Origin of the sequence: Micromonospora sp. NPDC049102 (assembly GCF_043197485.1) — a bacterium.
Lineage (GTDB): Bacteria > Actinomycetota > Actinomycetes > Mycobacteriales > Micromonosporaceae > Micromonospora.
On sequence record NZ_JBICTE010000038.1, the window covers coordinates 17,325 to 42,539 of the forward strand.

The 25,215-nt window shown below is 71.7% G+C and carries 27 protein-coding genes; 23 read left to right on the plus strand and 4 right to left on the minus strand.

The genetic code is table 11. The annotated features are described in order from the left end of the window. The 12 genes from ACGFH9_RS27165 to ACGFH9_RS27220 are packed head-to-tail and all read left to right on the plus strand — an operon-like array spanning position 1 to position 11,713. Positions 1-330 carry a TcmI family type II polyketide cyclase gene (locus tag ACGFH9_RS27165; protein WP_393224598.1) on the plus strand — a complete coding sequence of 110 codons (330 nt, stop codon included), beginning with the start codon at positions 1-3 and terminating at the stop codon, positions 328-330. Beyond that, positions 327-1,598 (plus strand): beta-ketoacyl-[acyl-carrier-protein] synthase family protein, encoded by a 1,272-nt coding sequence (locus ACGFH9_RS27170; RefSeq protein WP_393224601.1) that lies wholly within the window; start codon positions 327-329, stop codon positions 1,596-1,598. Before ACGFH9_RS27165 ends, ACGFH9_RS27170 begins: the two co-directional genes overlap by 4 nt. Further along, positions 1,595-2,812: a ketosynthase chain-length factor gene (locus tag ACGFH9_RS27175; RefSeq protein WP_393224604.1), complete on the plus strand. Its 1,218-nt coding sequence runs from the start codon at positions 1,595-1,597 to the stop codon at positions 2,810-2,812. Before ACGFH9_RS27170 ends, ACGFH9_RS27175 begins: the two co-directional genes overlap by 4 nt. Before the next feature lie 57 nt (positions 2,813-2,869). Beyond that, positions 2,870-3,115: an acyl carrier protein gene (locus ACGFH9_RS27180; protein ID WP_393224606.1), complete on the plus strand. Its 246-nt coding sequence runs from the start codon at positions 2,870-2,872 to the stop codon at positions 3,113-3,115. A gap of 26 nt (positions 3,116-3,141) precedes the next feature. Continuing rightward, positions 3,142-3,924 carry a 3-oxoacyl-ACP reductase FabG gene (gene fabG / locus ACGFH9_RS27185; protein ID WP_393224609.1) on the plus strand — a complete coding sequence of 261 codons (783 nt, stop codon included), beginning with the start codon at positions 3,142-3,144 and terminating at the stop codon, positions 3,922-3,924. A 15-nt stretch (positions 3,925-3,939) separates the two neighbouring features. Further along, positions 3,940-4,875, plus strand: a complete 936-nt coding sequence (locus tag ACGFH9_RS27190) for an aromatase/cyclase (protein WP_393224612.1) — start codon at positions 3,940-3,942, stop codon at positions 4,873-4,875. Between the two features lie 2 nt (positions 4,876-4,877). Continuing rightward, positions 4,878-7,133: an SDR family oxidoreductase gene (locus tag ACGFH9_RS27195; protein WP_393224614.1), complete on the plus strand. Its 2,256-nt coding sequence runs from the start codon at positions 4,878-4,880 to the stop codon at positions 7,131-7,133. 34 nt (positions 7,134-7,167) lie between these two features. Beyond that, on the plus strand, positions 7,168-8,382 hold the full coding sequence (locus ACGFH9_RS27200; RefSeq protein WP_393224616.1) for an MFS transporter: 1,215 nt from the start codon (positions 7,168-7,170) through the stop codon (positions 8,380-8,382). A 4-nt stretch (positions 8,383-8,386) separates the two neighbouring features. After that, a complete protein-coding gene (locus tag ACGFH9_RS27205; RefSeq protein WP_393224618.1) occupies positions 8,387-9,952 on the plus strand; it encodes an acyl-CoA carboxylase subunit beta in 1,566 nt (521 codons plus the stop codon). Then, positions 9,949-10,188 carry an acyl-CoA carboxylase subunit epsilon gene (locus ACGFH9_RS27210; protein WP_393224620.1) on the plus strand — a complete coding sequence of 80 codons (240 nt, stop codon included), beginning with the start codon at positions 9,949-9,951 and terminating at the stop codon, positions 10,186-10,188. Before ACGFH9_RS27205 ends, ACGFH9_RS27210 begins: the two co-directional genes overlap by 4 nt. Next, positions 10,185-11,051 carry an NAD(P)H-binding protein gene (locus tag ACGFH9_RS27215; protein ID WP_393224622.1) on the plus strand — a complete coding sequence of 289 codons (867 nt, stop codon included), beginning with the start codon at positions 10,185-10,187 and terminating at the stop codon, positions 11,049-11,051. Before ACGFH9_RS27210 ends, ACGFH9_RS27215 begins: the two co-directional genes overlap by 4 nt. Positions 11,052-11,062: 11 nt before the next feature. Further along, positions 11,063-11,713, plus strand: coding sequence for an antibiotic biosynthesis monooxygenase (locus ACGFH9_RS27220; protein ID WP_393224625.1), 651 nt, complete (start codon positions 11,063-11,065; stop codon positions 11,711-11,713). 30 nt (positions 11,714-11,743) lie between these two features. On the opposite strand, the gene soxR is transcribed toward ACGFH9_RS27220, so the two are convergent. After that, on the minus strand, positions 11,744-12,190 hold the full coding sequence (soxR, locus tag ACGFH9_RS27225; protein ID WP_355236350.1) for a redox-sensitive transcriptional activator SoxR: 447 nt from the start codon (positions 12,188-12,190) through the stop codon (positions 11,744-11,746). Positions 12,191-12,322: 132 nt separating this feature from the next. Between soxR and ACGFH9_RS27230 the strand changes: the two genes are divergently transcribed. The 6 genes from ACGFH9_RS27230 (at position 12,323) to ACGFH9_RS27255 (ending at position 17,181) form a co-directional block, all read left to right on the plus strand. Further along, entirely contained in the window at positions 12,323-13,543 is a 1,221-nt protein-coding gene (locus ACGFH9_RS27230; protein ID WP_393224627.1) for a cytochrome P450, read from the plus strand. Next, entirely contained in the window at positions 13,540-13,797 is a 258-nt protein-coding gene (locus ACGFH9_RS27235; protein ID WP_393224630.1) for a ferredoxin, read from the plus strand. Before ACGFH9_RS27230 ends, ACGFH9_RS27235 begins: the two co-directional genes overlap by 4 nt. A 3-nt stretch (positions 13,798-13,800) precedes the next feature. Beyond that, positions 13,801-14,571, plus strand: a complete 771-nt coding sequence (locus tag ACGFH9_RS27240; protein WP_393224633.1) for a class I SAM-dependent methyltransferase — start codon at positions 13,801-13,803, stop codon at positions 14,569-14,571. Between the two features lie 83 nt (positions 14,572-14,654). After that, complete coding sequence (locus ACGFH9_RS27245) at positions 14,655-15,932, plus strand: MFS transporter (protein ID WP_393224636.1); 1,278 nt, start codon at positions 14,655-14,657, stop codon at positions 15,930-15,932. Continuing rightward, positions 15,922-16,554 (plus strand): DsbA family protein, encoded by a 633-nt coding sequence (locus ACGFH9_RS27250; protein WP_393224638.1) that lies wholly within the window; start codon positions 15,922-15,924, stop codon positions 16,552-16,554. Before ACGFH9_RS27245 ends, ACGFH9_RS27250 begins: the two co-directional genes overlap by 11 nt. Before the next feature lie 48 nt (positions 16,555-16,602). Then, on the plus strand, positions 16,603-17,181 hold the full coding sequence (locus ACGFH9_RS27255; RefSeq protein ID WP_355236053.1) for an NAD(P)H-dependent oxidoreductase: 579 nt from the start codon (positions 16,603-16,605) through the stop codon (positions 17,179-17,181). Positions 17,182-17,184: 3 nt separating this feature from the next. On the opposite strand, the gene ACGFH9_RS27260 is transcribed toward ACGFH9_RS27255, so the two are convergent. Beyond that, positions 17,185-17,856 carry a response regulator transcription factor gene (locus tag ACGFH9_RS27260; RefSeq protein WP_393224641.1) on the minus strand — a complete coding sequence of 224 codons (672 nt, stop codon included), beginning with the start codon at positions 17,854-17,856 and terminating at the stop codon, positions 17,185-17,187. A 281-nt stretch (positions 17,857-18,137) separates the two neighbouring features. Here ACGFH9_RS27260 and ACGFH9_RS27265 point away from each other — a divergent pair, with 281 nt between their 5' ends. From ACGFH9_RS27265 to ACGFH9_RS27280, 4 genes are read left to right on the plus strand one after another with little or no spacing between them, the layout of a single operon-like run. After that, a complete protein-coding gene (locus ACGFH9_RS27265; protein WP_393224644.1) occupies positions 18,138-19,475 on the plus strand; it encodes an NAD-dependent epimerase/dehydratase family protein in 1,338 nt (445 codons plus the stop codon). Continuing rightward, positions 19,472-20,668: a hypothetical protein gene (locus tag ACGFH9_RS27270; RefSeq protein ID WP_393224646.1), complete on the plus strand. Its 1,197-nt coding sequence runs from the start codon at positions 19,472-19,474 to the stop codon at positions 20,666-20,668. Before ACGFH9_RS27265 ends, ACGFH9_RS27270 begins: the two co-directional genes overlap by 4 nt. Then, the gene (locus tag ACGFH9_RS27275; RefSeq protein WP_393224649.1) at positions 20,665-21,348 is read left to right on the plus strand and encodes an HAD family hydrolase; all 684 of its coding nucleotides are present in this window, start codon (positions 20,665-20,667) and stop codon (positions 21,346-21,348) included. Before ACGFH9_RS27270 ends, ACGFH9_RS27275 begins: the two co-directional genes overlap by 4 nt. Before the next feature lie 6 nt (positions 21,349-21,354). After that, positions 21,355-22,836, plus strand: coding sequence for a trehalose-6-phosphate synthase (locus ACGFH9_RS27280; protein WP_393224652.1), 1,482 nt, complete (start codon positions 21,355-21,357; stop codon positions 22,834-22,836). A gap of 46 nt (positions 22,837-22,882) precedes the next feature. On the opposite strand, the gene ACGFH9_RS27285 is transcribed toward ACGFH9_RS27280, so the two are convergent. Both ACGFH9_RS27285 and ACGFH9_RS27290 read right to left on the minus strand, forming a co-directional pair. Continuing rightward, on the minus strand, positions 22,883-23,515 hold the full coding sequence (locus ACGFH9_RS27285) for an NAD(P)-dependent oxidoreductase (protein WP_393224655.1): 633 nt from the start codon (positions 23,513-23,515) through the stop codon (positions 22,883-22,885). 3 nt (positions 23,516-23,518) lie between these two features. Further along, positions 23,519-24,484 carry an NAD-dependent epimerase/dehydratase family protein gene (locus ACGFH9_RS27290; RefSeq protein ID WP_393224657.1) on the minus strand — a complete coding sequence of 322 codons (966 nt, stop codon included), beginning with the start codon at positions 24,482-24,484 and terminating at the stop codon, positions 23,519-23,521. A gap of 86 nt (positions 24,485-24,570) precedes the next feature. Here ACGFH9_RS27290 and ACGFH9_RS27295 point away from each other — a divergent pair, with 86 nt between their 5' ends. Beyond that, a complete protein-coding gene (locus ACGFH9_RS27295; protein ID WP_355236077.1) occupies positions 24,571-25,215 on the plus strand; it encodes a ScbR family autoregulator-binding transcription factor in 645 nt (214 codons plus the stop codon).

Here is a 25,215-nt window from a genome sequence, read left to right on the forward strand (position 1 = left end):
ATGTACAGCGCGCTCATCGTCGCCCGGATGGACCCGGGCAGCTCCGACGCCGTCGCCGAGGCGTTCGGCGCGTTCGACCGCACCGAGATGCCGCATCTGATGGGTACCCGGCGACGGCAGCTGTTCACCTACCGCGGGCTCTACTTCCACCTCCAGGACTTCGCGTCCGAGGAGGGCGACCGGCGGATCGAGGAGGCCAAGACGGACCCCCGGTTCGTCGCGATCAGCACCGACCTCAAGCCGTACATCCAGGCCTTCGACCCGGCCACCTGGCGCTCGCCGGCCGACGCGATGGCCACGCGCTTCTACCGGTGGGAGGCCTCGGCATGAGCCAGCGGCGTGTGGTGATCACCGGCATCGGCGTGCTCGCGCCCGGCGGCCTCGGCACGAAGAACTTCTGGAGCCTGCTCAGTGAGGGCCGTACGGCCACCCGCGGAATCACGTCCTTCGACCCGGCGTCCTTCCGGTCCCGGGTCGCGGCCGAGATCGACTTCGATCCGGAGGCGCACGGCCTGAGCCCGCAGCAGATCCGCCGCATGGACCGCGCCGCCCAACTGGCCGTGGTGGCCGCGCGGGAGGCCGTCACGGACAGCGGGCTGGAACTGTCCGAACTCGACCCGCACCGGATCGGCGTCACCGTGGGCAGCGCGGTCGGGGCCACGATGGGACTCGACAAGGAGTACCGGGTGGTCAGCGACGGCGGGCGGCTGGATCTCGTCGAGCACGAGTACGCGGTGCCGCACCTCTACAACTACTTCGTGCCCAGCTCGTTCGCCGCCGAGGTGGCCTGGTCGGTGGGCGCCGAGGGACCGGGCACGGTGGTGTCCACCGGCTGCACGTCCGGACTGGACGCGGTCGCCTACGCGGTCGAGTTGATCCGGGAGGGCTCCGCCGACGTCATGATCGCCGGGGCGACCGATGCGCCGATCTCACCGATCACGCTCGCCTGCTTCGACGCGATCAAAGCCACGACACCGCGCAACGACGACCCGGAGCACGCGTCCCGCCCGTTCGACGGCACCCGTAACGGGTTCGTGCTCGGTGAGGGCTCGGCGATCTTCGTACTGGAGGAGCTGAGCAGTGCCCGGCGGCGGCGGGCGCACCTCTACGCCGAGATCGCCGGCTACGCCTCGCGGTGCAACGCGTTCCACATGACCGGCCTGCGGCCCGACGGCGCCGAGATGGCCGAGGCGATCCGGGTGGCGCTCGACGAGGCGCGGCTGGACGCCACTGCCGTCGACTACGTCAACGCGCACGGCTCCGGCACCAAACAGAACGACCGGCACGAGACGGCCGCCTTCAAGCGCAGCCTGGGCGACCACGCGTACCGCACGCCGGTCAGCTCGATCAAGTCGATGGTCGGCCATTCGCTGGGCGCCATCGGCTCCATCGAGATCGCCGCGTCGACCCTGGCCATGGAGCACAGCGTCGTCCCGCCCACGGCCAACCTGCGCACCCCCGACCCGGAGTGCGACCTCGACTACGTGCCCGTGACCGCCCGCGACCAGCGCATCGACACCGTCCTGACCGTCGGCAGCGGCTTCGGCGGCTTCCAGACCGCGATGGTGCTCACCAGGCCGGATCGGGGGCGGGCATGAGTGCGACCGCGGTGATCACCGGCCTCGGCGTCGCCGCGCCCACCGGTCTGGGCGCCGAGCGGCACTGGGACGCCACCCTGCGGGGCGAGAACGCGATCAGCACCATCGAACGGTTCGACGCACGCCGCTACCCGACCCGGCTCGCCGGCCAGATCACCGGCTACGCCGCCGAGGACCACCTGCCCAGCCGACTGCTGCCGCAGACGGACCGGATGACCCGGATCGCCCTCACCGCCACGGACTGGGCGCTCGCCGACGCCGGCGTCCGCCCGGAGGAGTTCGACGACTACGACATGGGTGTGGTGACGGCCAGTTCGGCCGGCGGCTTCGAGTTCGGTCAGAACGAACTGCAGAAGCTGTGGAGCAAGGGCAGCCAGCACGTCAGCGCGTACCAGTCCTTTGCCTGGTTCTATGCGGTCAACAGTGGCCAGATCTCGATCCGCAACGGCATGAAGGGCCCCAGCGGCGTGGTCGTGAGCGACCAGGCGGGCGGGCTGGACGCGCTGGCCCACGCCCGCCGGCAGATTCGCCGCGGCACCCCGGTCCTGGTCACCGGCAGCATCGACGCCTCGGTGTGCCCGTGGGGGTGGGTGGCCCAGATCGCCGGTGGCCGCCTGAGCACCGAGGCTGATCCCGACCGCGCCTACCGGCCGTTCGACGCGGACGCGTGCGGGCAGGTGCCCGGCGAGGGTGGCGCCGTGCTGATTCTCGAGGACCTCGGCGCGGCCCGGCGGCGCGGTGCCCGGATCTACGGCGAGATCGCCGGGTACGGTGCCGCGCTCGACCCGCCGCCGGACAGCGGTCGCGGGCCGAACCTGCGCCACGCGATCGACCTGGCCCTGGCCGATGCCGGGGCCGCTCCCGCCGACATCGACGTGGTCTTCGCCGACGCCTCCGGACTGCCGGCCGAGGATCGCGCCGAGGCGGACGCGATCGCCGCCGTCTTCGGCCCCCGGGGTGTCCCGGTCACCGTCCCCAAGACCATGACCGGGCGGCTCAACTCCGGCGCGGCACCGCTCGACCTGGCGACGGCCGTGCTCGCCATCGCCGAGGGCCGGATTCCGCCCACGATCAACGTCACGCCGGCCACGGAGTACCGGCTCGATCTGGTCACCGGGGAACCGCGTCCGGCGCTGGTGCGTGCCGCCCTGGTGCTCGCCCGCGGCCACGGCGGCTTCAACGCCGCGATGGTCGTCAGGGCCGTCGCTTCCTGATCTTCTTCCCGCTCAGAGCCGGCCCGCCGGGCCAGCTCCCGCACGACGGAGGACATCTTGCAGATCAATCTGGACGACCTGCGGCGCATCCTGCGCGAGGCGGCCGGCGCCGACGAGGGCACCGACCTCGACGCGGAGATCCTCGACCACACCTTCATCGAGCTCGGCTACGACTCGCTCGCCCTGCTCGAGACGGCCGGGCGCATCGAGCGCGAGTACCACGTCGCCCTCGACGACGCCGTGGTGGTCGAGGCCGAGACCCCACGGGCGTTGCTCGACGTCGTCAACGCCCAGCTCGCCTGACCCACCCGCCCGCGAAAGGAACCACCATGTCGCAGCAGCAGCGCGTCGTGCTCGTCTCGGGCGCGACAAGCGGTATCGGCCTCGCGATCGCCCGTAGCCTGGCCGCGCGGGGCCACCGGGTCTACCTCGGCGCCCGCAACGCGGAGAACGTCGCCACCACGGTCAAACAGCTGACCGAGCAGGGTCACACCGTCGGCGGCAGCGCGCTGGACGTGCGCTCCGGGGAGTCGGTAGGGGCGTTCGTGCGGGCTGCGGTCGCCCACTTCGGCCCGGTCGACGTGCTCGTCAACAACGCCGGGCGCAGCGGTGGCGGTGTCACCGCCGACATCACCGACGAGCTGTGGGAGGACGTCGTGGAGACGAACCTCACCAGCGTCTTCCGGATGACCCGGGAGGTCCTCACCACCGGGGGTCTGCGCGACCGGTCGTGGGGCCGCATCATCAACATCGCCTCCACCGCCGGTAAGCAGGGCGTGGTGCTCGGCGCCCCGTACTCGGCGTCCAAGCACGGGGTGGTCGGGTTCACCAAGGCGCTGGGAAACGAGCTGGCGCCCACCGGCATCACGGTCAACGCGGTCTGCCCGGGCTACGTGGAGACCCCGATGGCCCAGCGGGTGCGCCAGGGCTACGCGGCCGCGTACGACACCACCGAGGACGCGATCCTCAGCAGGTTCGAGGCGAAGATCCCGCTCGGGCGCTACTCCACCCCCGAGGAGGTCGCCGGGCTGGTCGGATACCTGGTCTCGGACACCGCCTCCTCGATCACCTCCCAGGCCCTGAACGTCTGCGGCGGCCTGGGCAACTTCTGAGCCACGGAGGACGACATGACCACCCGTCAGGTAGAGCACGAGATCGTCGCCGAGGCACCGGCGTCCACCGTCTACGACCTGATCGCCCAGGTCGGGAACTGGCCGCGGCTCTTTCCGCCGACCATCTACGCCGAGCAGGTGGAGGCCGGCGACGGTGCGGAGCGGATCAGGATCTGGGCGACCGCCAACAACACCGCCAAGACCTGGACCTCGCGCCGGACCCTGGACCCCGAACGGCTGACGATCGGATTCCGCCAGGAAATCTCGGCGCCGCCGGTGGCCGCCATGGGCGGCACCTGGACGATCGAGCCGCTGACCGCCACCCGCTGCCGCATCCGACTGCTGCACGACTACCGCGCGGTCGACGACGAGCCGGACTCGCTGCGCTGGATCGACGAGGCCGTGGACCGTAACTCGCGCTCCGAACTGGCCGCGCTACGGGCCAGCGTCGAGGCGACGGTCGCCGACGCCGGACTGTCGTTCTCGTTCGAGGACACGGTCCGCGTCGACGGCTCGGCCAAGGACGTCTACGACTTCATCAACGAGGCCGGGTTGTGGGAGCAGCGGTTGCCGCACGTCGCCCGGGTCACGCTCACCGAGGACACTCCCGGGCTGCAGGTGCTCGAGATGGACACGCGGGCGCGAGACGGCTCCACGCACACCACCAAGTCGTACCGGGTGACGCTGCCGTACCACCGGATCGCCTACAAGCAGGTGACTCTGCCCGCGCTGATGACCCTGCACACGGGCGTGTGGACGTTCACCGACGACGACCAGGGCGTGACCGCCTCCTCGCAGCACACGGTCGTCCTCAACCCGGCCGCCATCGCCCGGGTGCTGGGCGAGGACGCGACCGTCGACGACGCCCGGACGTACGTCCGCGAGGCGCTGAGCGCGAACAGCCGGGCGACGCTGGGGCACGCCAAGGATTACGCCGAGAAGAAGCGCTGATAATGACCACCCCCGGACGGGAGTGCGAGGTGCTCGTCGTCGGCGCCGGCCCGGTCGGGCTCATGCTGGCCGGGGAACTGCGGCTCGCCGGCGTCGAGGTGGCGGTCGTCGACCGGCTGCCCGCGCCGACCAGCGAATCCCGGGCCTCGACCCTGCACGCCCGCACGATGGAGCTGCTGGACAACCGGGGCCTGCTGGCCCGCTTCGGCACGTTGCCCAACGACGTGATGGGCCACCTCAGTGGCATACCGCTGAGCCTGGACCTGGACACGCCGTACCCCGGGCAGTGGAAGGTGCCGCAGACCCGGACCGAGGCGATCCTCGGGGAGTGGGCCGGTGACCTCGGCGCGTACGTCGCGCGGAGCCGCGAGCTCGTCGGGTTGACCGAGCGGGCCGGTACGGTGGAGGCCGTCGTCACCGGTCCCGCCGGCACCGCGACCGTGCGCGCCCGTTACGTCGTCGGCTGCGACGGTGAGGACAGCACCGTGCGCCGCCTGGCCGGGATCGACTTCCCTGGTCACGGCACCGCGCGGGAGATGATCCGGGCCGACGTGGCCGGCATCGACATCCCGAACCGCCGGTTCCAGCGTCTCCCGGCCGGGCTGGCGATCGCGGCGCGTTCCCGCGACGGGGTGACCCGGGTGATGGTGCACGTCTTCGGCCGGCGGGACACCGGCCGGCGGAACGCGCCCGACTTCGCCGATGTCTGTGCCGACTGGCAGGCGGTGACCGGCGAGGACATCAGCGGTGGCACACCGTTGTGGGTGAACGCCTTCGGTGACGCCTGCCGGTTGGCAGCCCGATACCGGCGGGGCCGGGTGCTGCTCGCCGGGGACGCGGCCCACCAGCAGATGCCGATCGGCGGACAGGCGTTGAACCTGGGCCTGCACGACGCTGTCAACCTCGGCTGGAAGCTGGCCGCGGTGGTGCGGGGCCGGGCCCCGGATCGACTGCTGGAGACCTACCACGACGAGCGGCACGCGGTTGCCGCCCGGGTTCTCACCGGCATCGAGGCGCAGGCGGCGCTGCTGCTCGGCGGTCCCGAGGTGGAGCCGGTGCGGGAGGTACTCGCCGAGCTGGCTGCCTACGAGCCGGTCCGACGGCACCTGGCCGCCACGATCTCCGGATTGGACGTGCGCTACGGCGCTGACAGGGATGACCAACCGCTGCTCGGTGGCCGCCTGGCCCCCGTCGCCCTGCGGACCGCATCCGGCCCCACCACCTCGGCCCGACTGCTGCGCGACGGCCGAGGGCTGCTGCTGATCCCCGCGTCCGACGACGACCGACAGACCCGTCTGGTCCGGGCCGTCCACGGGTGGCGGGACCGCGTCCAGGCGGTCCCCACCGAGGCGGCCCCTGGTCTGCCGGACCCGGTGCTCGTGCGGCCCGACGGCCACGTCGCCTGGACCGTGCCCGACGGCACCGCCGGGCTGACCGGGGCCCTCGAACGCTGGTTCGGGCCGTCCACGCCCGATCACCTCAGGAAGGGAACCACAATGGATCGACTGGCTGGCATGACAGCCCTGGTCACCGGTGCGAGTCGGGGTATCGGCCGCGCGATCGCGGTGCGCCTGGCCGCCGATGGAGCCCTCGTCGCGGTGCACTACACCGCCCGCGCCGACGCCGCCGAGGAGGTCGTCGCGGCCATCGAGAAGGACGGCGGTCGCGCTTTCGCGGTCCGCGCCGAACTCGGGGTCAGCGGCGACGTCCACGAGCTGTTCCTCGCCCTGGAAGAAGGCCTCAAGGAGCGCACCGGCGACACCCGACTCGACATCCTGGTCAACAACGCCGGCCAGATGGGCGGGGTGGCACCCGAGGAGACCACGTCCGAGCAGTTCGACAGGCTGTTCGCGGTCAACGCCAAGGCGCCGTTCTTCCTCATCCAGCGCGCCCTGCGCAACCTCGCCGCCGGTGGCCGCATCGTCAACATCTCCTCCGGGCTGACCCGGGTCGCCAACCCCTCGGAGATCGCGTACGCGATGACCAAGGGCGCGGTCGAGCAGCTCAGCCTGCACTTCGCGAAGCACCTGGCACCACGTGGCATCACCGTGAACAGCGTCGCGCCGGGCATCACCCGCAACGGCAACCCGGTCTTCGACATCCCCGAGGCGGTGGAGCAGATGGCGCAGCTGTCGGCGTTCCAACGGGTCGGCGAGCCGGAGGACGTGGCCGACGTGGTGGCCTTCCTGGCGTCCCCGGACGGCCGCTGGGTGACCGGTGCCTTCCTCGACGCGACCGGGGGCACGCTGCTCGGCTGAGCCGCCCCGCCGCCCTCCGTTCCGGGAGCCTCCGATGCGAACCTCTGCCCGCTGGGCCCTTCTGCTGGTGCTGGCCGGCACCATGCTCATCGACTCTCTCGAGGTGTCGATGATGGTCGTGGTGCTGCCCTCGGCCGGCCGCTCCCTGAACCTGGCGGTGACGCAGGTGCAGGCCCTGGTCACCGGGTTCGCGCTCGGCTTCGCCGCGCTGTTGCCGCTCGGTGGCCGGGCCGTGCACCGGTTCGGCCGACGGCGGGTGTACCTCGGCGCGCTGTTGCTGTTCGCCGCCGCCTCGATGCTCGGTGGCCTGTCCGCCGACTTCCCGCTCATCGTGGCCACCCGCGTGGTCAAGGGGTGCTGCGCGGCGCTGACCGCACCGGCAGGGCTCACCATCATCGCCGCGGCCTTCCCGCCGGGACGGGAGCGCGACCGGGCGATCTCGGTCTACACGATCGTGGCCGCCACCGGCTTCACCGGTGGGCTGCTGTTGGCCGGGGCCGTGGGCGCGGCGGACTGGCGCTGGACGCTCATCGCTCCGGCGCCGGCGGCGCTCCTGCTGTTCCTGCTCGGGCTGGCCGTCCTTCCGGACGCCGCCGCGCCCCCACCGGTACGCCTCGGCGCGGGTGCGGTCGCCGCCGCGCCAGGGCTGCTGCGCGCGATGGCCGGGGCGGCCACGCTCAACGGCTCGTACCTGGGTCTGCTGCTACTGGCCACGGTGTGGCTACAGACCAGTGCGGGCTGGTCGCCGCTGCGGACGGCAGTGGCGCTCCTGCCCGTCAGCGTGCCACTCGCGCTGGCCGCGCCGTTCTCGGGCCGGGTGGTCAGCCGGTTCGGTGTCCGCTGGCCGATCCTGGCCGGGGCAGTCACCGTCTGTCTGGGTTACCTGGTGTTCGGGCGGGTCCTGCGGCCGGGGCCCGTCGACGCGTCCGCGGTTCTGCTCCCGCTGCTGCTCGTGGGCATCGGGTTCGCCCTGAGCTTCACCGCCCTCAACGTGCAGACGGCCACCGCCGTGCCGCCCGAGCAGCGCGCCGCGGCCACGGGCCGGTACCAGACCGCGGTGCAGGCGGCCGCGGTGGTGGTGCCGTTGGCGGTGGCCGTCCTGCTGAGCTGGTCCGCCCCGCAGGCGCTGTGGCTCGTGATCGCCCTCGGCGCGCTCGGTGTGGCGGTTGCCGTCACAGGACTGCTGCGACCGGCCAGGGCCGCCGGATACTCCCTGCCCACCCCCATCCGTACCGAGCACAGGAGTTAGCCGTATGACAACCGCCATCGATCCGGTTCGTCCGGGCGCGGACGAGCTCTCCCGGATGAAGGACGAGATCCGTCGTGGCCCCGACCCGGCGGCCACCGAACGCCAGCACGCCAAGGGCAAGCTGACCGCGTACGAGCGTATCGACCTGCTGCTCGACCCAGGGTCGTTCCACGAGGTGGAGGCGCTGCGCCGGCACCGGGCCACCGGCTTCGGTCTGGAGGACAGACGCCCGTACACCGACGGGGTGGTGACCGGCTGGGGCACCGTGCACGGACGCACGGTCTTCGTCTACGCCCACGACTTCCGCATCTTCGGCGGTGCCCTCGGCGAGGCGCACGCGTCCAAGATCCACAAGATCATGGACCTGGCCCTCGCGGCTGGCGCCCCGCTGGTGTCGCTCAACGACGGTGCCGGCGCCCGCATCCAGGAAGGGGTCGCGGCGCTGTCCGGGTACGGCGGCATCTTCGAGCGCAACACCCGGGCTTCGGGCGTCATCCCGCAGCTCAGCGTCATGCTGGGGCCGTGCGCGGGCGGGGCGGCCTACTCGCCGGCTCTCACCGACTTCGTGCTCATGGTGCGCGGCACCGCGCAGATGTTCATCACCGGCCCCGACGTCGTGCAGGCGGTCACCGGCGAGGTCATCACCCACGACGGCCTCGGCGGCGCCGACGTGCACGCCGGGTCGTCAGGGGTCGCTCACCTGGCGTACGACGACGAGCGCGCCTGCCTGGCGGACACCCGATACCTGTTGTCGCTGCTGCCGTCCAACAATCGCGTGCTCGCACCGGCGGTGCCCTGCGACGATCCCGGGGATCGCCCCAACGACGCCCTGCTCGACCTGGTGCCCGACGATCCCAGTCGCGGTTACGACATCCGGTCCGTGATCGAGGAGATCGCCGACGACGGCGAGTACTTCGAGGTGCATCCCGACTTCGCCGGCAACGTCGTGTGTGCGCTGACGCGGTTCGGCGGCGAGGTCGCCGGCGTCGTCGCCAACCAGCCGGCCGTGCTCGCCGGCGTGCTCGACATCCACGCCAGTGAGAAGGCGGCGCGGTTCGTGCAGTTCTGCGACGCGTTCAACATCCCCCTGGTGACGCTTGTCGACGTGCCCGGCTTCCTGCCCGGCGTGGACCAGGAGCACGACGGCATCATCCGACACGGGGCGAAGCTGCTGTACGCGTACTGCAACGCCACCGTGCCGCGCATCTCGATCGTGCTGCGCAAGGCGTACGGCGGTGCCTACATCGTCATGGACTCACGCTCGCTCGGCGCTGACCTCGCCTTCGCCTGGCCCGGCAACGAGATCGCGGTGATGGGCGCCGAGGGGGCGGCCAACGTCATCTTCCGGCGCGAGATCCAGGCCGCCGACGACCCGGAGGCGGTACGACAGCAGAGGGTCAAGGAGTACCGGACCCAGCTCATGCACCCCTACTACGCGGCCGAGCGCGGGCTGGTCGACGACGTGATCGACCCGCGTCAGACCCGGCAGACCGTCGTCCGCGCGTTGGCGATGCTGCGCGACAAGCACCGCGACCGGCCGTCGCGCAAGCACGGCAACCCGCCGCAATGAGCACCCGAAGCACCCCCACCCACGTCCGTGTCGAGCGGGGGCGGCCGAGCCCGCAGGAACTGGCCGCCGTGGTCGCGGTCCTGCTGACGCGTCGCGTCGCCTCCCCGGCTCCCGCCCCGGCGTCCCGTGACCGGACCGCGGGCTGGCACCGGCACGGGCTGATCGCGGAACAGTACTGCCCGCGGAGCTGGCGCACCGCCGCACGGGCCTCGGACCGAGAAGGAGAACTGCGATGAACGATCAACGGACCGTGCTGGTGACGGGGGCGACCGGCAACGTCGGCCCACACGCCGTCAGTCAGTTGCTGGCGGCCGGCGCCCGGGTGCGGGCGCTGGTGCTCGCCGACGACCCGAATGTGGATCGCCTTCCCGCCGGCGTGCAGCTGTGCACCGGCGACCTGGCGGACCCGGACAGCCTCGACGCGGCCCTGGACGGGGTGGACGGCGTCTTCTGGATGTGGCCGTTCTTCTCGCTCAGCACCGCCACCGCCCCGGCGGTGCTGAAGAAGATGGAGCAGCAGGTCGACCGGGTGGTGGTGGTCTCCTCGGTCGGCGTCCACATCGGACTGGAGCCGGTCGACAACAACTGCCACGCCTACCTGGAGCAGCTCCTCGAGCAGAGCACGCTGACCTGGACCTTTCTGCGCACGACCGGCTTCATGGCCAACGCCCTGGGCTTCGCGGCACAGATCCGCGGCGACGGGCAGGTGGTCCGCTTTCCGTACGGGGACGCCGCCCGCACCTCCGTGCACGAGGCCGACCTGGCCGCGGTCGGGGTACGGGCGCTGCTCGACGACGGGCACGAGCACCGTAGATATCTGGTGTCCGGCCCGGAGGTGCTGACCCAGCGCGAGCAGGTCGAGATCATCGGTGAGGTCGTCGGTCGTCCGCTCCGGTGGCAGGACGTACACGCTGAGGAGGCCCGGCGGCAGATGGTGGCGACCGGCTGGCCCCCGTCGTACGCCGACGGCGCCCTCGACTACTTCGCCATGCTGACCAAGGAGTCGGAGGTCGGGTCCACAGTGGTGGCGGAGGTGACCGGGCAGCCCGCCCGGACGTTCCGCCAGTGGGCGCACGAGCACGCTGCGGCATTCCGCTGAGCGGGGCGGACATGGGACACTTCGCCGCCTTCGGCATCTTCCGCCTCGCCGAGCCGGCGGACGCCGGGGAGTTCGTTGCCGCGCTGGCCGCCGTCGTGGACGCCCGCGCGCGGACCACCCCCGGATTTCTGCTCTCCCGGGTGCATCTGACCCTCGACGGCTCGACGTTGGTGCACCACACCCGGTGGACCAGTGAGCAGAACTACCGCCTCTGGTGTCCCGACGACGCCGCGCTCGGAGAGCCGGGCCCCCCGTACCGGCACGCGGCGGTGCGTACGGCCGTCACCGTGACCGGCATCGCGGCCGGCGGAATCCGGGGTCCGGCCGTCGGCCAGCCCCCACGGGTGGCGGCGGTCGCGATCCGACACTTCGCCGGCCCCGAACCGGCGGCGGCGGTGCTCGGCCTGCTGCACCGTTCCGGGCAGTGGAAGCGCGATCATCCCGGGTTCATCGCCGCCGACGTCTGCCTCAGCGCCGACGGCCGGACGTTCGTCAACTATCCGGTGTGGACCGGGCGCGGCGCGTACGAGGCGTGGATGGCCGATCCGCGCATCAGTGCCGGTCAGGCCGAGGTCGCGCGGCTGGAGCTGGCACCCCCGCAGTACTTCGTGTGCACAGTGGAGCACGACGTGGTGGGGCACCACGTCAGCCCGCAACGGTGACCGCGAGGGCTCCACCGGTAGAGGGGCGCCTCACTCGATCTGCAGGCGGCGCGGGCCGGCACCCTGCCGGCCCAGCACGTCGTACGGGTTGACCAGGACGCACCTCTCCAGGGTCAGGCAGCCGCAGCCGATGCAGTCGATCAACTCGTCGCGCAGTTTGAGTAGCTGGGCGATGCGCCGGTCGAGGTCGGTCCGCCACTCCTCCGACAACTGCACCCACTGCTCCTGACTGGGCGCCCGGTCCGTCGGCAGGATGCTCAGCGCCTCGGCGATCTCGGTGAGCGGGATGCCGACCCGCTGGGACACCCGGATGAACGCCACCCGGCGCAGCGTGTCGCGCGAGTAGCGACGCTGATTGCCCGGGGTGCGCCGGCTGCGGATCAACCCCTCGCGTTCGTAGAAGCGCAGGGCGGAGGTGGAGACGCCACTGCGTCGGGCCAGCTCGCCGACCGTCAGCTCCTTGGCGATGGGGGACATGTGCGTCATGCCCGCCAGCGTATGCCCTGTCGATTCTTTGCATTTCTTGACGTGGCTCTGGCACGGGTGCCGTTGCTGGTGCCGGAGTCGACAACCAGACTCGGTCCGAATGGTTCCGGAGGGACGTAAACAATGGATACCTTGCCTGCTCCGCTGTTCAGTGCGACGTATTTCCAAGACCCCTATCCGACGCTCGGATGGCTGCGCGACACCTCGCCGGTGCACGAATTCGCGTTCCCGGTCGGCGGCGTGCGTACCTGGATCGTGACCCGCTTCGACGACGTGCGGACGCTCCTGGCCGACCAGCGATTCAGCTCCGAGGGCGGCACCTGGGGCAACCCGGAGTTCCAGGCGGCGGGCCTGGTCAGCGGGGCCGGCAGTGTGCTCGAGAAGGCGGTCACGGTGGTCGACCCGCCGGCGCACACCCGCCTGCGGCGGTTGGTGATGAGCGCGTTCACGCCGAGCCGGATCGCCCAGTGGCAGACCGTTGTCGAGAAGGCTGTGGCTGCGGCGCTCGACCGTTGCGAGGCGCGCGGCTCGTTCGACGTGATGGAGCACTACGCCGGGCCGGTCTCGTCCGCCGTGATGGGCGAGATCCTGGGCCTGCGCATCGACCGCCACGAGCAACTCGTGCAGGCGCTCGCCCAGGCGTTCCCGTCCGACGACGCGCAGATGGCCCAGGTCGCCGAGGGCTTCGCCCGGATCTGTGACTACGCCGCCGACCTGGTCGCCGAGAAGCGCCGGCGGCCGGACGACGACCTGACCACGGCGCTGCTGCAGGCCCGCGAGGACGGGGACCAGCTCTCCGAGGAGGAACTCGTCGCCACCGTCGCGGCCATGATCCTGGCCGGCAGCGACACCATCCGGGCCTTCGTCGGCAACGCGGCACTCGCCCTGCTCGACCACCCGGACCAGCGCGACCTGCTGGTCGAGCGGCCCGGCGTCGAGGAATCGGCGGTCGAGGAACTGCTCCGGTACGAGGGCGCGCTCAGCACGGCGCTGTTCCGGGTCACGACCGAGGAGCTCACGTTCGCGGGCACGGTACTGCCGGCCGGCGCTCCGGTGATCGCCGCCCTCCTGTCGGCCAACCGCGACCCACGCCAGTTCGACGAGCCGGACCGTCTCGATCTGACCCGGACCCGGCTGCGCCACGTCGGGCTCGGCCACGGCCTGCACAACTGCCTCGGTGCGGCGCTGGCCCGGCTGGAGGGACGGATCGCCATCCCGGCGCTGTTCCGCCGCTTCCCCCAGCTGGACCTCGCTGTTGCCCGGCAGGACCTGCGCTACATCGAGAACTGGGCGATGCGCCGCCTGGTCACGCTGCCGGTACGGACGACGGGCACGCAACGGTGATCTCCGGCGACCGGGAGACCGAAGCCACCGTGCACGTGGACCCGCGGCTGTGCCGCGGCACCGGGCTGTGCCAGGCGATGTCGCCGGCGCTGTTTCGGCTGACTGCGGCCGGTCATGCCGTGGCCGTCGAGGCCCGGTTGACCGGCCCGGAAGAACTCGAAACCGCCCGTTCTGTCGCGGACTGCTGCCCGATGGGAGCCGTCGAGCTCACCGTCGGGCCAGCCACCGGCGGATCGGGCCGACCGGAGAGGTGAGCCATGACGTTGACCCAACCGACGGCGCAGGAGGCCGAGGCCATCCTCGCGGCGTTGTGGGAGCGTAACTACGACCCCCTGACGACCGAGTTGATCGGCCGGTTGCCGCTCGGGCCCGGCGCCCGCTGCCTCGACATCGGCGCCGGCGCCGGCTCGATGACGAAATGGCTCGCCGCGCGGGTTCCGCAGGGGTCGGTGCTCGCCGTCGACGTCGACACCGATGGCCTCGACGACGTGCGCGTCCCCGGGGTGACGGTGCGGCAGGGCGACATCGAGACCGAGCAGTTCGCGCCCGGATCGTTCGACTTCATCCTGGCCCGCGGCGTGTTCTCGGTCCTCAAGAGCCCCGACGAGCTGCTGAGCCGGGCCGTGCGGTGGCTGGCTCCGGGCGGTTGGGTGCTTGTCGAGGACTTCTACTTCATGCCGGCCGAGGACGCGGCCACCCCGCTGGGTCACCGGGTCATCGAGGCCTACCTGCGTGCGTTCCGGGCACAGGGTGCAGACATGCGGTTCGCCCGCCGGCTGCCGGCCCGGCTGGCCGCCGAAGGGCTCGCCGGGGTGGACTTCCACCTGCGGCCGCTCGGCCCCGGTCAGGGGCAGTACGAGAACGAGCTGATGCGTCGCCGGCTTGAGCTGCAGGGCCAGCCGCTGGTCGACAACGGCTGGGTCAGCGCGCAGGACCTGGCCGACTTCGTCGCCTCCATCGAGGAGCCGGCGTCCCGGGATGTCACGACCCTGCTCTTCTCGGTCTGGGGCCAGCGACCACCGGTCTGACGGAACTTGACTTCATCCTTGGTTCAGCTTCTACGGTGTGAATGTCCGTGATTGCACTGCGAGACCGAGGAAAGGAACCTGGCGTGCACCCTTCCGACAGCCCCGGCCGGACGGCGGGACCGGCCCCGGGCGCGCAGGCAGCGGTCCTGGTCCTCGCGGGCATGCTGACGATCATGGCGGGAGCGGTCGTGTCACCCGCCATTCCCGGCATCCGGGCCGCGTTCGCCGACACGGCCGACGCCGACCTGCTGTCCCGCATGATCACCAGCACCCACGCGCTGGCGATCGTGGTGTTCGCCCCGTTCGCTGGCGCGCTGTCCGAGCGGATCGGGCGGAAGCGGGCTCTGGTCATCGGCATGCTCGCGTTCGCCCTGGGCGGCAGCTCCGGGTTCTACCTGCCCGACCTCTACAGCATCCTGGCCGGTCGGATCGTGCTCGGCCTCGGGGTCGCGCTCGTGATGACCACCAGCGTCGCCATGGTGGCCGACCTCTACGAGGGGTCCCAGCGGCAGCGGTTGCTCGGCCGGCAGACCTCCGCCGGAGCGTTCGGCGGAGTGCTCCTGCTGGTCGGCGGTGGCGCGCTGGCCGGGCTGGGCTGGCGCAGCGTCTTCCTGGTCTACCTGCTCGGCGCGGTGCTCGCCGTCGCCGCGCTGCGCTATCTGCCCGGTGGTGCCCGCCCGCCCGGCTCCGCCGACGGGGACACCGGCTCCGGTGTCCCCGCCCGGCGCTGGTGGCCGGTGGGCATCACCGCGGCGCTCGTCGCGATGCTGCTCGGTCAGGTCGCGTTCTACTCGGTACCGGTGCAGGTGCCGTTCCTGGTGGAGAACGACTTCCACGCGACCTCGATCGCCACCGGCGCGGTCATCGCGGTGCAGACCCTGACCACCGGCCTGGTGTCGCTGCGTTTCGCCGCGATCCGGCGGCTGGCCGGTGAGTACGTGCTCGTCGCCGTGGCCTTCGCCGCGATCGGAGCCGGTTATCTGGTGCTGTTCGCGGCCCCGCACGTCGTCGTGCTGGGCGTGGGCACCCTGGTCATGGGCGTCGGTCTGGGCATCCTGATGCCGACGCTGAACAACTGGGTGGTCAACACCGCGCCGGAGGACTCCCGTGGCCGGTACGCCGGCTTCCTGACCACCGCCCTGTTCCTGGGTCAGTTCCTGGCGCCGATCGTGACCCAGCCGGCCGTGAGCCGCCTCGGCATCCAGCCGCTGTTCCTGATCATCGCGACCGGCGCGCTGATCGTCGCCGCCGGCTACCTCGCCGTGTCCCGGCGCCGTGCCCGCGCGGACGCCGAACCCGACACCGACCGGGCCGGCGTGCTCGCGTCCCGACTCGACCAAGGATCTCCCCATGTCCGCTGACGCCGACCGCTCGACCCCTGTCGAGTTCGTCCTCGACCTCATCTGCGTGCACTCGTACCTGGCCTTCACCCGCTTCGAGAAGGCCGCCGCCCGCCGGCGCGCGGACGGCCGGACGATCGAGGTGACGTTCCGGCCGTTCCAGATCGACGCCGGCGCCCCCGAGGAGGGCGAGCCGCTGACCGAGCGCCACCGCCGGGACTTCGGTGCCGCTGCCCAGGAGATGGTGCAGCGCATGACCGGCACCGCCGCCCGCGACGGCCTCAGCCTCGACTTCGGCCGGGCCATCTTCGTCAACACGTTCCGGGCCCACCTGCTGCTGGCGACGGCGCAACGACAGGGGCGGGCGGAGGCGGCCGCGGAACGGCTGTTCCGGGCCTACTTCAACGAGGGTCGCAACATCGGAGATCCGGACACGCTGGACGAACTCGCCGCCGACGCCGGTGTCACGCCGGTGACGGCCGGCGGGAGCGGTCCCGGACCGGACGAGGTCGCCGCCGCCCTTCTCACCGTGCGGGAGCGGGGCGTCACGTCGGTGCCGCTGGTTCGGGTGGACGACGGCCCGGAGCTGTCCGGCGCCCGCTCGGAAGACGAGTACCTGGACGCGCTGTCGCCGACCAGGTGACGCGCGTACCGCCACCGATCACGCCCCCAACGAAAGGAACACCCGCACATGGCTTCCCTGCGGCTCGCAGTGATTTGCGGCAGCGTCCGCGACGGCCGGTTCGGTCCCACGGCCGCCCGATGGATCGCCGACCAGGCCGGCAGTCGTGACGATCTCGAGGTCGACTACATCGACCTGATCGACCATCCGCTGCCGGTGGGACTGACCCAGTCGCCGGACCCGGACGTCGCCGAGACGCTCTCCCGGATCGGGCCCCGGCTGGCCGAGGCGGACGCGTTCGTCGTTGTCACGCCGGAGTACAACCACAGCTACCCCGCGTCGCTCAAGTCCTTCATCGACTGGCACTACACCCAGTGGCAGGCCAAGCCGGTCGCCCTGGTCTCCTACGGTGGCATGGCGGGTGGCCTGCGCGCCGCCGAGCACCTGCGGCTCGTCTTCGCCGAGCTGCACGCCATGACGATCCGCGAGCAGGTGAGTTTCCACATGGCGTGGGAGAAGTTCGGCCCGGACGGCAACCCGGTCGATCCGGAGGCGGTCGGTGCGGCCGTCAAGACGATGTTCGACCAGCTCGTGTGGTGGGGCGAGGCGCTGCGCGCGGCACGCGAACGGCACCCGTACGGCAAGTAGCGCTCACGCCGCAGCGCTGAAGCCGCGGCCGAGCTGGAAACCGACACCCCGTACGGTGACGATCCACCTGGTGTCGCCCAGCTTGGCCCGCAGGCTGTTGACGTGGGTGTCGATGGTCCGGCCGGTGGCCGTGGCGCTGTCGTGCCACACCCGGGCCCGTAGCTCCCGCCGGCTGAACACGACCCCCGGGCGGGCGGCGAGCAGCTGCAGCAGGTCGAACTCCTTACGGGTCAGCGCGAGCGCCCGGTCGCCGAGCCGGGCCTCACGCCGGGCCACGTCGATGTGCAGCGGGCCGTGCGAGATGGTGCGGGCGTCCGGGGCCGGGCGCAGCCGCCGCAGCACGGCATCGACCCGGGCCAGCAGTTCCTCTGCGCCGAACGGCTTGTCGAGGCAGTCGTCGCAGCCGGCCCAGAAGGCCAGCACGCGTTCGACCTCGGTGCCCCGGCCGGTAAGGGCGATGATCGGGGTGTCCGACTCGCGGCGGATCTCGGTGCAGACCAGCAGACCGTCGATGTCGGGTACGTCCATGTCGAGCACCACCAGATCCACCCGGTGGTGCTGTTGCAGGGCCGACTTGCCGGTGCCGGCGCTCCATGCCTCGTATCCGTGCTGTTCCAGCCGGTGGAGGAGGTGACGGCGGCCGGCGAGGTCGTCCTGTACGACGAGGACGCGCATGTCGAAAGACCTTCCAATGGTGATTGGCATCGATGAACCGTCACTGAGTATGCCTCGAATCGAGGGGGGCGGCATAACAATGTGATTCGGTTCCGACGCGTTCAGTCATTGGTGTGGGCAATGCAAAATGAGCGTCAATTGACTGCAAAGTTCACCAATTTGGCTTGATGGATGAACATTGCGATCGTAGCGTTCCCCGGGGGCGATCAGTCGCGTTGTCGCGACGACCGGCTGCAACGGGGAGGATGATCATGCAGAGTGCGTTGGACACGCTGTGCCGGATGACTCAAGTCGCACCGCCCGGGCGGACGCCCGCCGGCGAGGAGCTCGACCGGCTGCGTCGGCTGACGGGGCAGCTGATGGCGTCGCAACCGGACAGCCACACCGAACTGGCCCGCTATCTGTGCGTTCAGGAGCGCGGCATACCGGTACCCGAACAAGAGGCAGGGGCAGCGATCCGCGGCCGCCGGGTGCTGGTGACCGGTGGCAGCGGCTGCATCGGCACCGAACTGCTGCGTACGCTGGCAGCCCTGCAGCCGTCGGTGCTCCTGAGTACCGCCAACACGCCGCCGGCCCACAGCGTTCCCGGCGTCCGCTACCTGCACCTCGACGTCGGCGACCGCCGGCGCACCGAGGAGTGCCTGCGGGCCCTCCGGCCGGACGTGGTGTTCCACCTGGCCGCCCAGCGTGACCCCGGGCGGGCCGAGGAGGAGGCCGCCCTGACCGTGTACTCGAACGTGCTGGGCACGCGCAACGTCGCCGAGGCGGCCGAGCGCGCCGAGGTCCCCGACCTGGTCTACGCCTCCACCGGCAAGGCGCTACGACCGTGGACCAACGACGTCTACGCCGAGTCGAAGCGGATGGGCGAGTACGTCCTGAGCCGGGTGGCCGCGCGCGGTCGCATGCGCTGCACCGGGGTGCGCTTCACACACGTGGTGGACAACTCGATCGTGTTGAACCGGTTCCGTAGCGCCTGTCACCTCGGACGGCCGCTGCGGCTGCACTCCGCCGAGACCGTGTTCTACGTCCAGTCGGCCAAGGAGTCGGCCCAGCTGATGCTTGTCGCCCTCGCCGAGTCGACGCACCAGCCCAACCGGGAGATGCGGATGTTCATGATCCGCGACCTCGGATGGCCGGTGAGCCTGCTCGACCTGGCTCTCGGCATCATCGAGGAGTCGGGCAGCGACTCACCGCTGTACGTTGCCGGTTACGACCCCGGCTACGAGCAGGCGCCCTACCCGGGCCTCTACGATCCGGCGCTCGCGGGCGACGTCAGTCCACTGATCAACGCGATCGAGGCCCACGAGGCCAGGGAGAGCCTCTCGCCGGCCGTCGACATGATCCCGGTACGCGCCGCCAACAGCCCGGCCTTCGACGCCTTCCTCGCCGAGGCGGAACGCGGTTGCGCCACGAACGACGATCAGGCGGTGCGCGAGGTCTTCCAGTCGGCGGCGTGGGCGCTGCTCGAGGCGACCGTGCAGACGGTCTCCCCGGCGATCCTGCACCGCATCACCGGACTGACCGCAGCCCACCGGCCGGTGATGGGCCCCAACCACCTCCGGATGGACGACATGTTCCGTCGGTTCGCGGGATTGGCCCAGCCGGTGTCCTTCTCGTGATCGTCGATACGCGACAGCCGTCCCGTACCGGAGCACCCGTTCTGCTCTACGCCGCCCAGGCGGTGGCCGCCGTCGGCATGGCGGCGGGCGGCTCGGCCGGTGGCTTGCTGGCCACCGACCTCACCGGCTCGGCCGCCGCGGCCGTGCTCCCGCTGGGCGCGATCGCCGTGGGGGCCACGGTGGCGGTCCTGCCGGTCGGCGCGACCATGCGCTGGCGCAGCCGAAAGGCCGGGCTCCTGCTCGGGCTGGTGGGGGCGGTCGCCGGTGCGGTCGCCGTGGTGGCGGGTGCCCGACTGGCCGACCTGTCCCTCGTCCTGGCCGGCAATGCGCTGCTCGGCGCTGGCAACACTGCTGTCATGTTCGGCCGCTACGCGGCGGCCGACTTCGTCCCGGCCGAGGCGCGGACCCGCGCGGTGGGCGCGGCGCTGACCGCGGCATCGGTCGGTGCGGTACTCGGACCGAACCTGCTCGGGCCCGCCGGTGGCCTCGCCGTGGCGGCCGGGCTGCCCGCCGCGGCGGGCCTCTACCTGCTGGCCGTGCCCGCCTTCGGCATCGCCGCCCTGCTCGTAGCCCGAATGCCGGCGCCTGCGGCGCTGCCGGTGGCAGCCCGATCCGATCCGACCCCCACAGCCCGGATCGGGCTGCCACCCCTGCCGGTGCTGGTGCTCGGTGGCGCGAACGCGACGATGGTGACGACGATGGCGGTGGTCCCCCCGGCCATGCACCACCACGGGTGGGGCCTGGGGATGGTGGGCGCGGTGGTCAGCGCGCACGTGGCGGCGATGTTCGGCTTCTCCTCGGTAACCGCCCGGCTCTGCGACACCTTCGGGGCGGTCACGGTGGCCGCGGCGGGCGCGATGCTGTCCGCTGTCGGCGCGCTCGGCGCCGGCCTGACCGCTGGCCGGCCGCACAGCGGCGCGGCGGCAGCCGGGTTCCTGCTCGTGCTGGGGTTGGCGTGGAACGTACAGCTGGTCAGCGGCACCGCGCTGCTGCTGGCCCGCACCCGCGAGTCCGCCCGGCGGCGGGCCGAGGACCTCGGCGAGATCATCATGGGTACGGCCGCTGCGGCCGGCACGCTGCTCGCCGCGCCGCTGCTCGGCGTCGCCGGCCTGACCGGCGTGGCGGTCGCCGCATTCGCCCTCAACGCCGGCACGGCCCTGGTCCTGAACCGCTCCCGAGGTGGCCTGCCGTGACCATCGAGACGGTGCTGTTCGACTTCTCGGGCACGCTGTTCGACCCGGCGCGGGTCGTCGACGGCCCAGCTTTCGCCGCCTGCGCGAAGCGACGGGGCAGGGAACTCGCGGAATCGCGGGCACACACCCTGGGGCACCGGATCCTCGAGTACGGCGAGAGCCCGGCCGGCCTGCGGGAGCGCGTGCGGTGCGACCTGTCCGCGGCCGAGCACCGGGCCGGCTGGGTGGCGACCGCCGTCCTCGTGCCGGGCGTCGACCCGGTCCTGGCCGAGGCGTTCCACGACTGCATCACCGACCCCGCGCGCTGGCGCCCCTATCAGGACACGGGACCGGTGCTGCGGGCGCTGCGCGACGACGGCGTACGGGTCGGTGTGGTCTCCAACTGCGGCTGGGATCTGCGGGGGTCGTTCGAACGGGCCGGGCTCGCCGACCTCGTCGACGCCTACGCGCTGTCCTTCGAGCACGGCTGCGCCAAACCGGGCCCCGAACTCTTCCGCGTCGCCCTCGACGCGTTGGCCGCCGATCCTGCCCGGACGGTCATGGTCGGCGACGATGCCCGCACCGATTCGGGCGCACTGTCGGTTGGTATAGCCGTACGCCTGCTGCCCGCCGCCCCATCGCACCCGGCGCCCCGTGGCCTGGGCCGGGTGCTGTCGGCCGCGACTCTCCTGAGGGAATGATCATTCATGTCGCACGCACTCGTCATCGCCTGCAACCGGGGTCCGGTCGACTTCCGTACCGACCCGAGCGGGACGATCAGCTACCGCCGGGGCGAGGGCGGGCTGATCGCCGTGCTCACGCCGGTGCTCGCCGATGGCGAGGGCGTCTGGATCGCCGGTGCGCGCACCGACGGCGACCGGATCGTCGCCCGCCGCGCGACGTCGTCCGGTGAGCCCACCGCTGTCGACCTGCCGGACGGGGTCGTGGCCGTCCGCTATCTCGACCTCGACCCCCGGGCCTACGCCGCCTACTACGGGACGATCGGGACCGAGACTCTCTGGTTCCTGCACCACCACCTGCCGATCCCGGCGTCCGGTCCCGCGTTCGAGGCTGCCTGGCGGGACTACGAGCGGGTCAACGACGAGTTCGCCGCCGCCTGCGCCGATGCCGCCGCCCCGGGCGCGACCGTGCTCCTGCAGGACTACCACCTGGCGCTGGCACCGTCGCAGGTGCGGCGGCGGCGTCCGGACGTGCGGACCGCCCACTTCACCATGTGCCCGTGGGCCGATCCCGCCCACTTCCGGCAACTGCCGGAGCACACAGCCCGGTCGCTGATCCACGGCATGCTCGGCGCCGACCTGCTCGCCTTCCTGACGCCGCGTTGGGCACAGGCGTTCCTGGCCTCCTGCGCGGACCTCGGGTACGCCGTCGACCCGGCGCGGCGTGAGGTGCGACTTCCCGGGCGTACGGTGTCGGTGCGCGTCTATCCGGTCGGGGTCGACGTTCCCATGCTGCGGGAACGCGCTGCCGCCGGTCCGGCCCGCGTCGAGGGGGAACGGCTCGACGAGGTGGTCGCCGGGCGGACGCTGGTGGCCCGGGTCGAGCGGATGGAACCGGCGAAGAACGCCGTGCGTGGCATCGAGGCGTTCGGGGAGCTGCTGCGTGCCCGCCCGGAGCTGGTGGATCGGGTTGTCCACTACGTACTGGCGTACGAGTCACGCAGCTCGCTTCCGGCCTATCGGGAGTACGCCGCGGCCGTTGCCACGGCCGTGAGCGCGGTCAACGCGCGCCATCCCACCGCCGCCCGTCCGCCGGTCGTCCTCGACACGCGCAACAACCTCGACCGTGGGCTGGCGGTGCTGACCCGCGCCGACGTCCTCGTGGTCAACTCGTGGCGTGACGGGATGAACCTCGTCGCGAAGGAAGGTGCCGCGGTGAACGCGCGTGACGGCGTTCTGATCCTGTCCCGGGACGCGGGTGCCGCCGACCAGCTGTCGCCGTACGCCCTGACCGTCGACCCCGGCGATGTCGGGCAACTGACCCGGGCGCTCGCCGCCGCGCTCGACCTCCCGGCGTCGCGTCGCCGGGAGTGGCTGCACGGCCTGCGTCAGGCCTCGGGTGCGATGGCGCCCCGGGGATGGCTCGAGGCTGTGCTCACCGACATGGCCGCGCTGCCCGATCATCTGGACACCAGTGTCGGGTCCCACGCCGGCTCGTCGTCGGCCTGACGCATCCGACAGCGCAACGGCACCGGACGCCGCGGTGTCTGCCCTCTCAGGCCGCCACGTTAACCGCGTGACGGACGAGCTGGTCGTCGCTCGTCGCCGCCAGCATGGCGGCGGCCAGGTCCGCGCGGCGCAGTGTCCAGGCGCGGGGCAGCGGGGCGTCGACGGCGCTGCGCCAGGTGCCGGTGGCCGGGCCGTCGCGCAGGTACGGAGGGCGGAAAACCGTCCAGTCGCTGTCGCTGGCGGCCAGGACGGCCTCCATCCGGCGCATGTCCTCGTACGCGCCGCCGAAGAACCGGTGCAGGAGCGGATGCACCAGCCGGCGCTGCAGCGCGTCCTGCTCGGCGACCGGGGCGATCGGCAGGGCCGTGATGGCCACGAGCCGTCGGATGTCGAGGTCCCGCATCGCCGCCAGGACCGCGCTGCCTCCCGCCGAGTACACCCGCGTGGGTCTGCCGGCCTCGGCGGAGCCCAGCGCGGAGAGCACCGCGTCCGCCCCGTCGAGCGCCGGCGGCAGCGATCCCGGGTCGAGCACGTCCGCGACAACTACCCGTAGTCGCGGGTGGTCTGGGCCGGGCCAGCCCCGCCGGACGACCGCGGTCACCGCGTGACCGCCGGCCAGCGCCTGTCCGACCAGCAGGGTTCCGGTCCCTCCGGTCGCACCGAGAACGGTCAGTCGCATGTGTCAGCTCCTGGGTGGGGGGGTGGGCGCAGCGGCGCGGGCAAGGTCCGGGTACCACTGGGTCGCCCTGGCGAGGTCGTTCGGGAAGGCGGCGCCGGGGCGGCAGCCGGTGGCAGCCCACACCCGGTCCGAGTCGTACCAGTGGTCCATGGAGATCAGGTCGAGGTGCCGCCGGCGCAGGCCGGGCGGGAGTGTCAGGTCGGCGAGCGCGGTCGCCCGCACGTCACCGGTCGGGAGCCGGACTCCGAGGTGCCGGGCCAGCGCCTCGCCGGCGGCGTGGACGGTGACCGGGTCGGGATGGTTGGCGTGGTAGACCGTTCCGGGCGGGCCCGGTGTGACGACCAGCGCGACGACCAGGCGCGCCAGGTCGTGGACCCCGATCATCGACAACCGGGGTCGGCCGCCGTCCATCCAGCCGGGCAGCCAGCCCAGCAGGGCCGCGAGCGTGGGTACGACCCATCGGTCGCCCGAACCGTAGACGAGGTGGGGGCGCAGGACGTTTCCCCCGCGGGCGAGAACCTCCGTCTCGGCGGCGGCCCGGCTGGCGCTGGTCGGGGAGACCGGGGCCGGGTCACGGACTCCCTCGGTCAGGCCGCGGTGCGGTCCGGCGCCGTAGACGGCCGCCGTGCTGATGTAGATCACGTGTCGGACGTCGGCCCGTGCCGCCTCGGCCAGGAGGTGGCACGTGCCGAGGTGGTTGACCTCCCGGCAGCGTCGCGCATCGGCGCCGACGTGGGAGGCGGCGTGGACGATCACGTCGATGTCGTCGCAGCTCCCGCGCAGTGAGGCGGGGTCGGTCAGGTCGCCGCGGAAGGGCCGAGCCGGGCCGGCGAGCCCGGTCGGGGCGTCGCCGCGCATCAGTCGACGGACGGCCGGCAGGCCGGCTCGGATGAGGCTGTGGTGTACTGCCGAGCCGATGAATCCGGTCGCGCCGGTGAGGAGTACACGGCTGTTCCTGCCGTTCACCATGCTGTTTCCGGTCGATTAAGTCTTGCGGGCAAGACACCTGTCCGAGAAAATACCGAACGACCGGTTTTTTTGGAGGAGGCGTACACATGGCGAGGCAGGCGCGTGCCGAAATGACCAGGTCCACCATTATCAGGGCTGCGGCGGACCTCTTCGACCGTTACGGATACGGTGCCACCAGCCTCGGCGACATCATCGCCCACGCGGGGGTGACCAAGGGGTCGCTCTACTTCCACTTCTCGTCCAAAGAGGACCTGGCGCACGCGGTGGTGCAGGAGCAGCACGCCATCTGGACGGAACACTCCCGGTCCTTCGTCGATGGTGATCCGGCCCTGGAGTCGCTGATCCGGATGTCCTTCAGCCTCTCCACCCAGCTCGTCGAACATCCACTGGTACGCGGCGGGATTCGGCTCACCCTGGAGCACGGCACCTTCCAGCGTCCACTGCCCGACCCGTACCTCGACTGGATACTGATCGTCACCGGTCTGCTGGAACGTGCGACGGCCGAGCGCGACGTGCGTACCAGCGTCGAACTGGACCGGTTCGCCAAGTTCATCGTCAGCTCCTTCACGGGTCTCCAACTGGTCGCGCAGGTCCTCAACGAGCGGCGCAACCTTCCGGACCGCATGGTGGATCTCTGGCAGATCGTCCTGCCCGGCCTGGTGCTGTCCAAGCGGCTGCACTACTACCTGAACTATGTGGTCGCCGTCCGCAAGGAACTCACCGACGGCTGA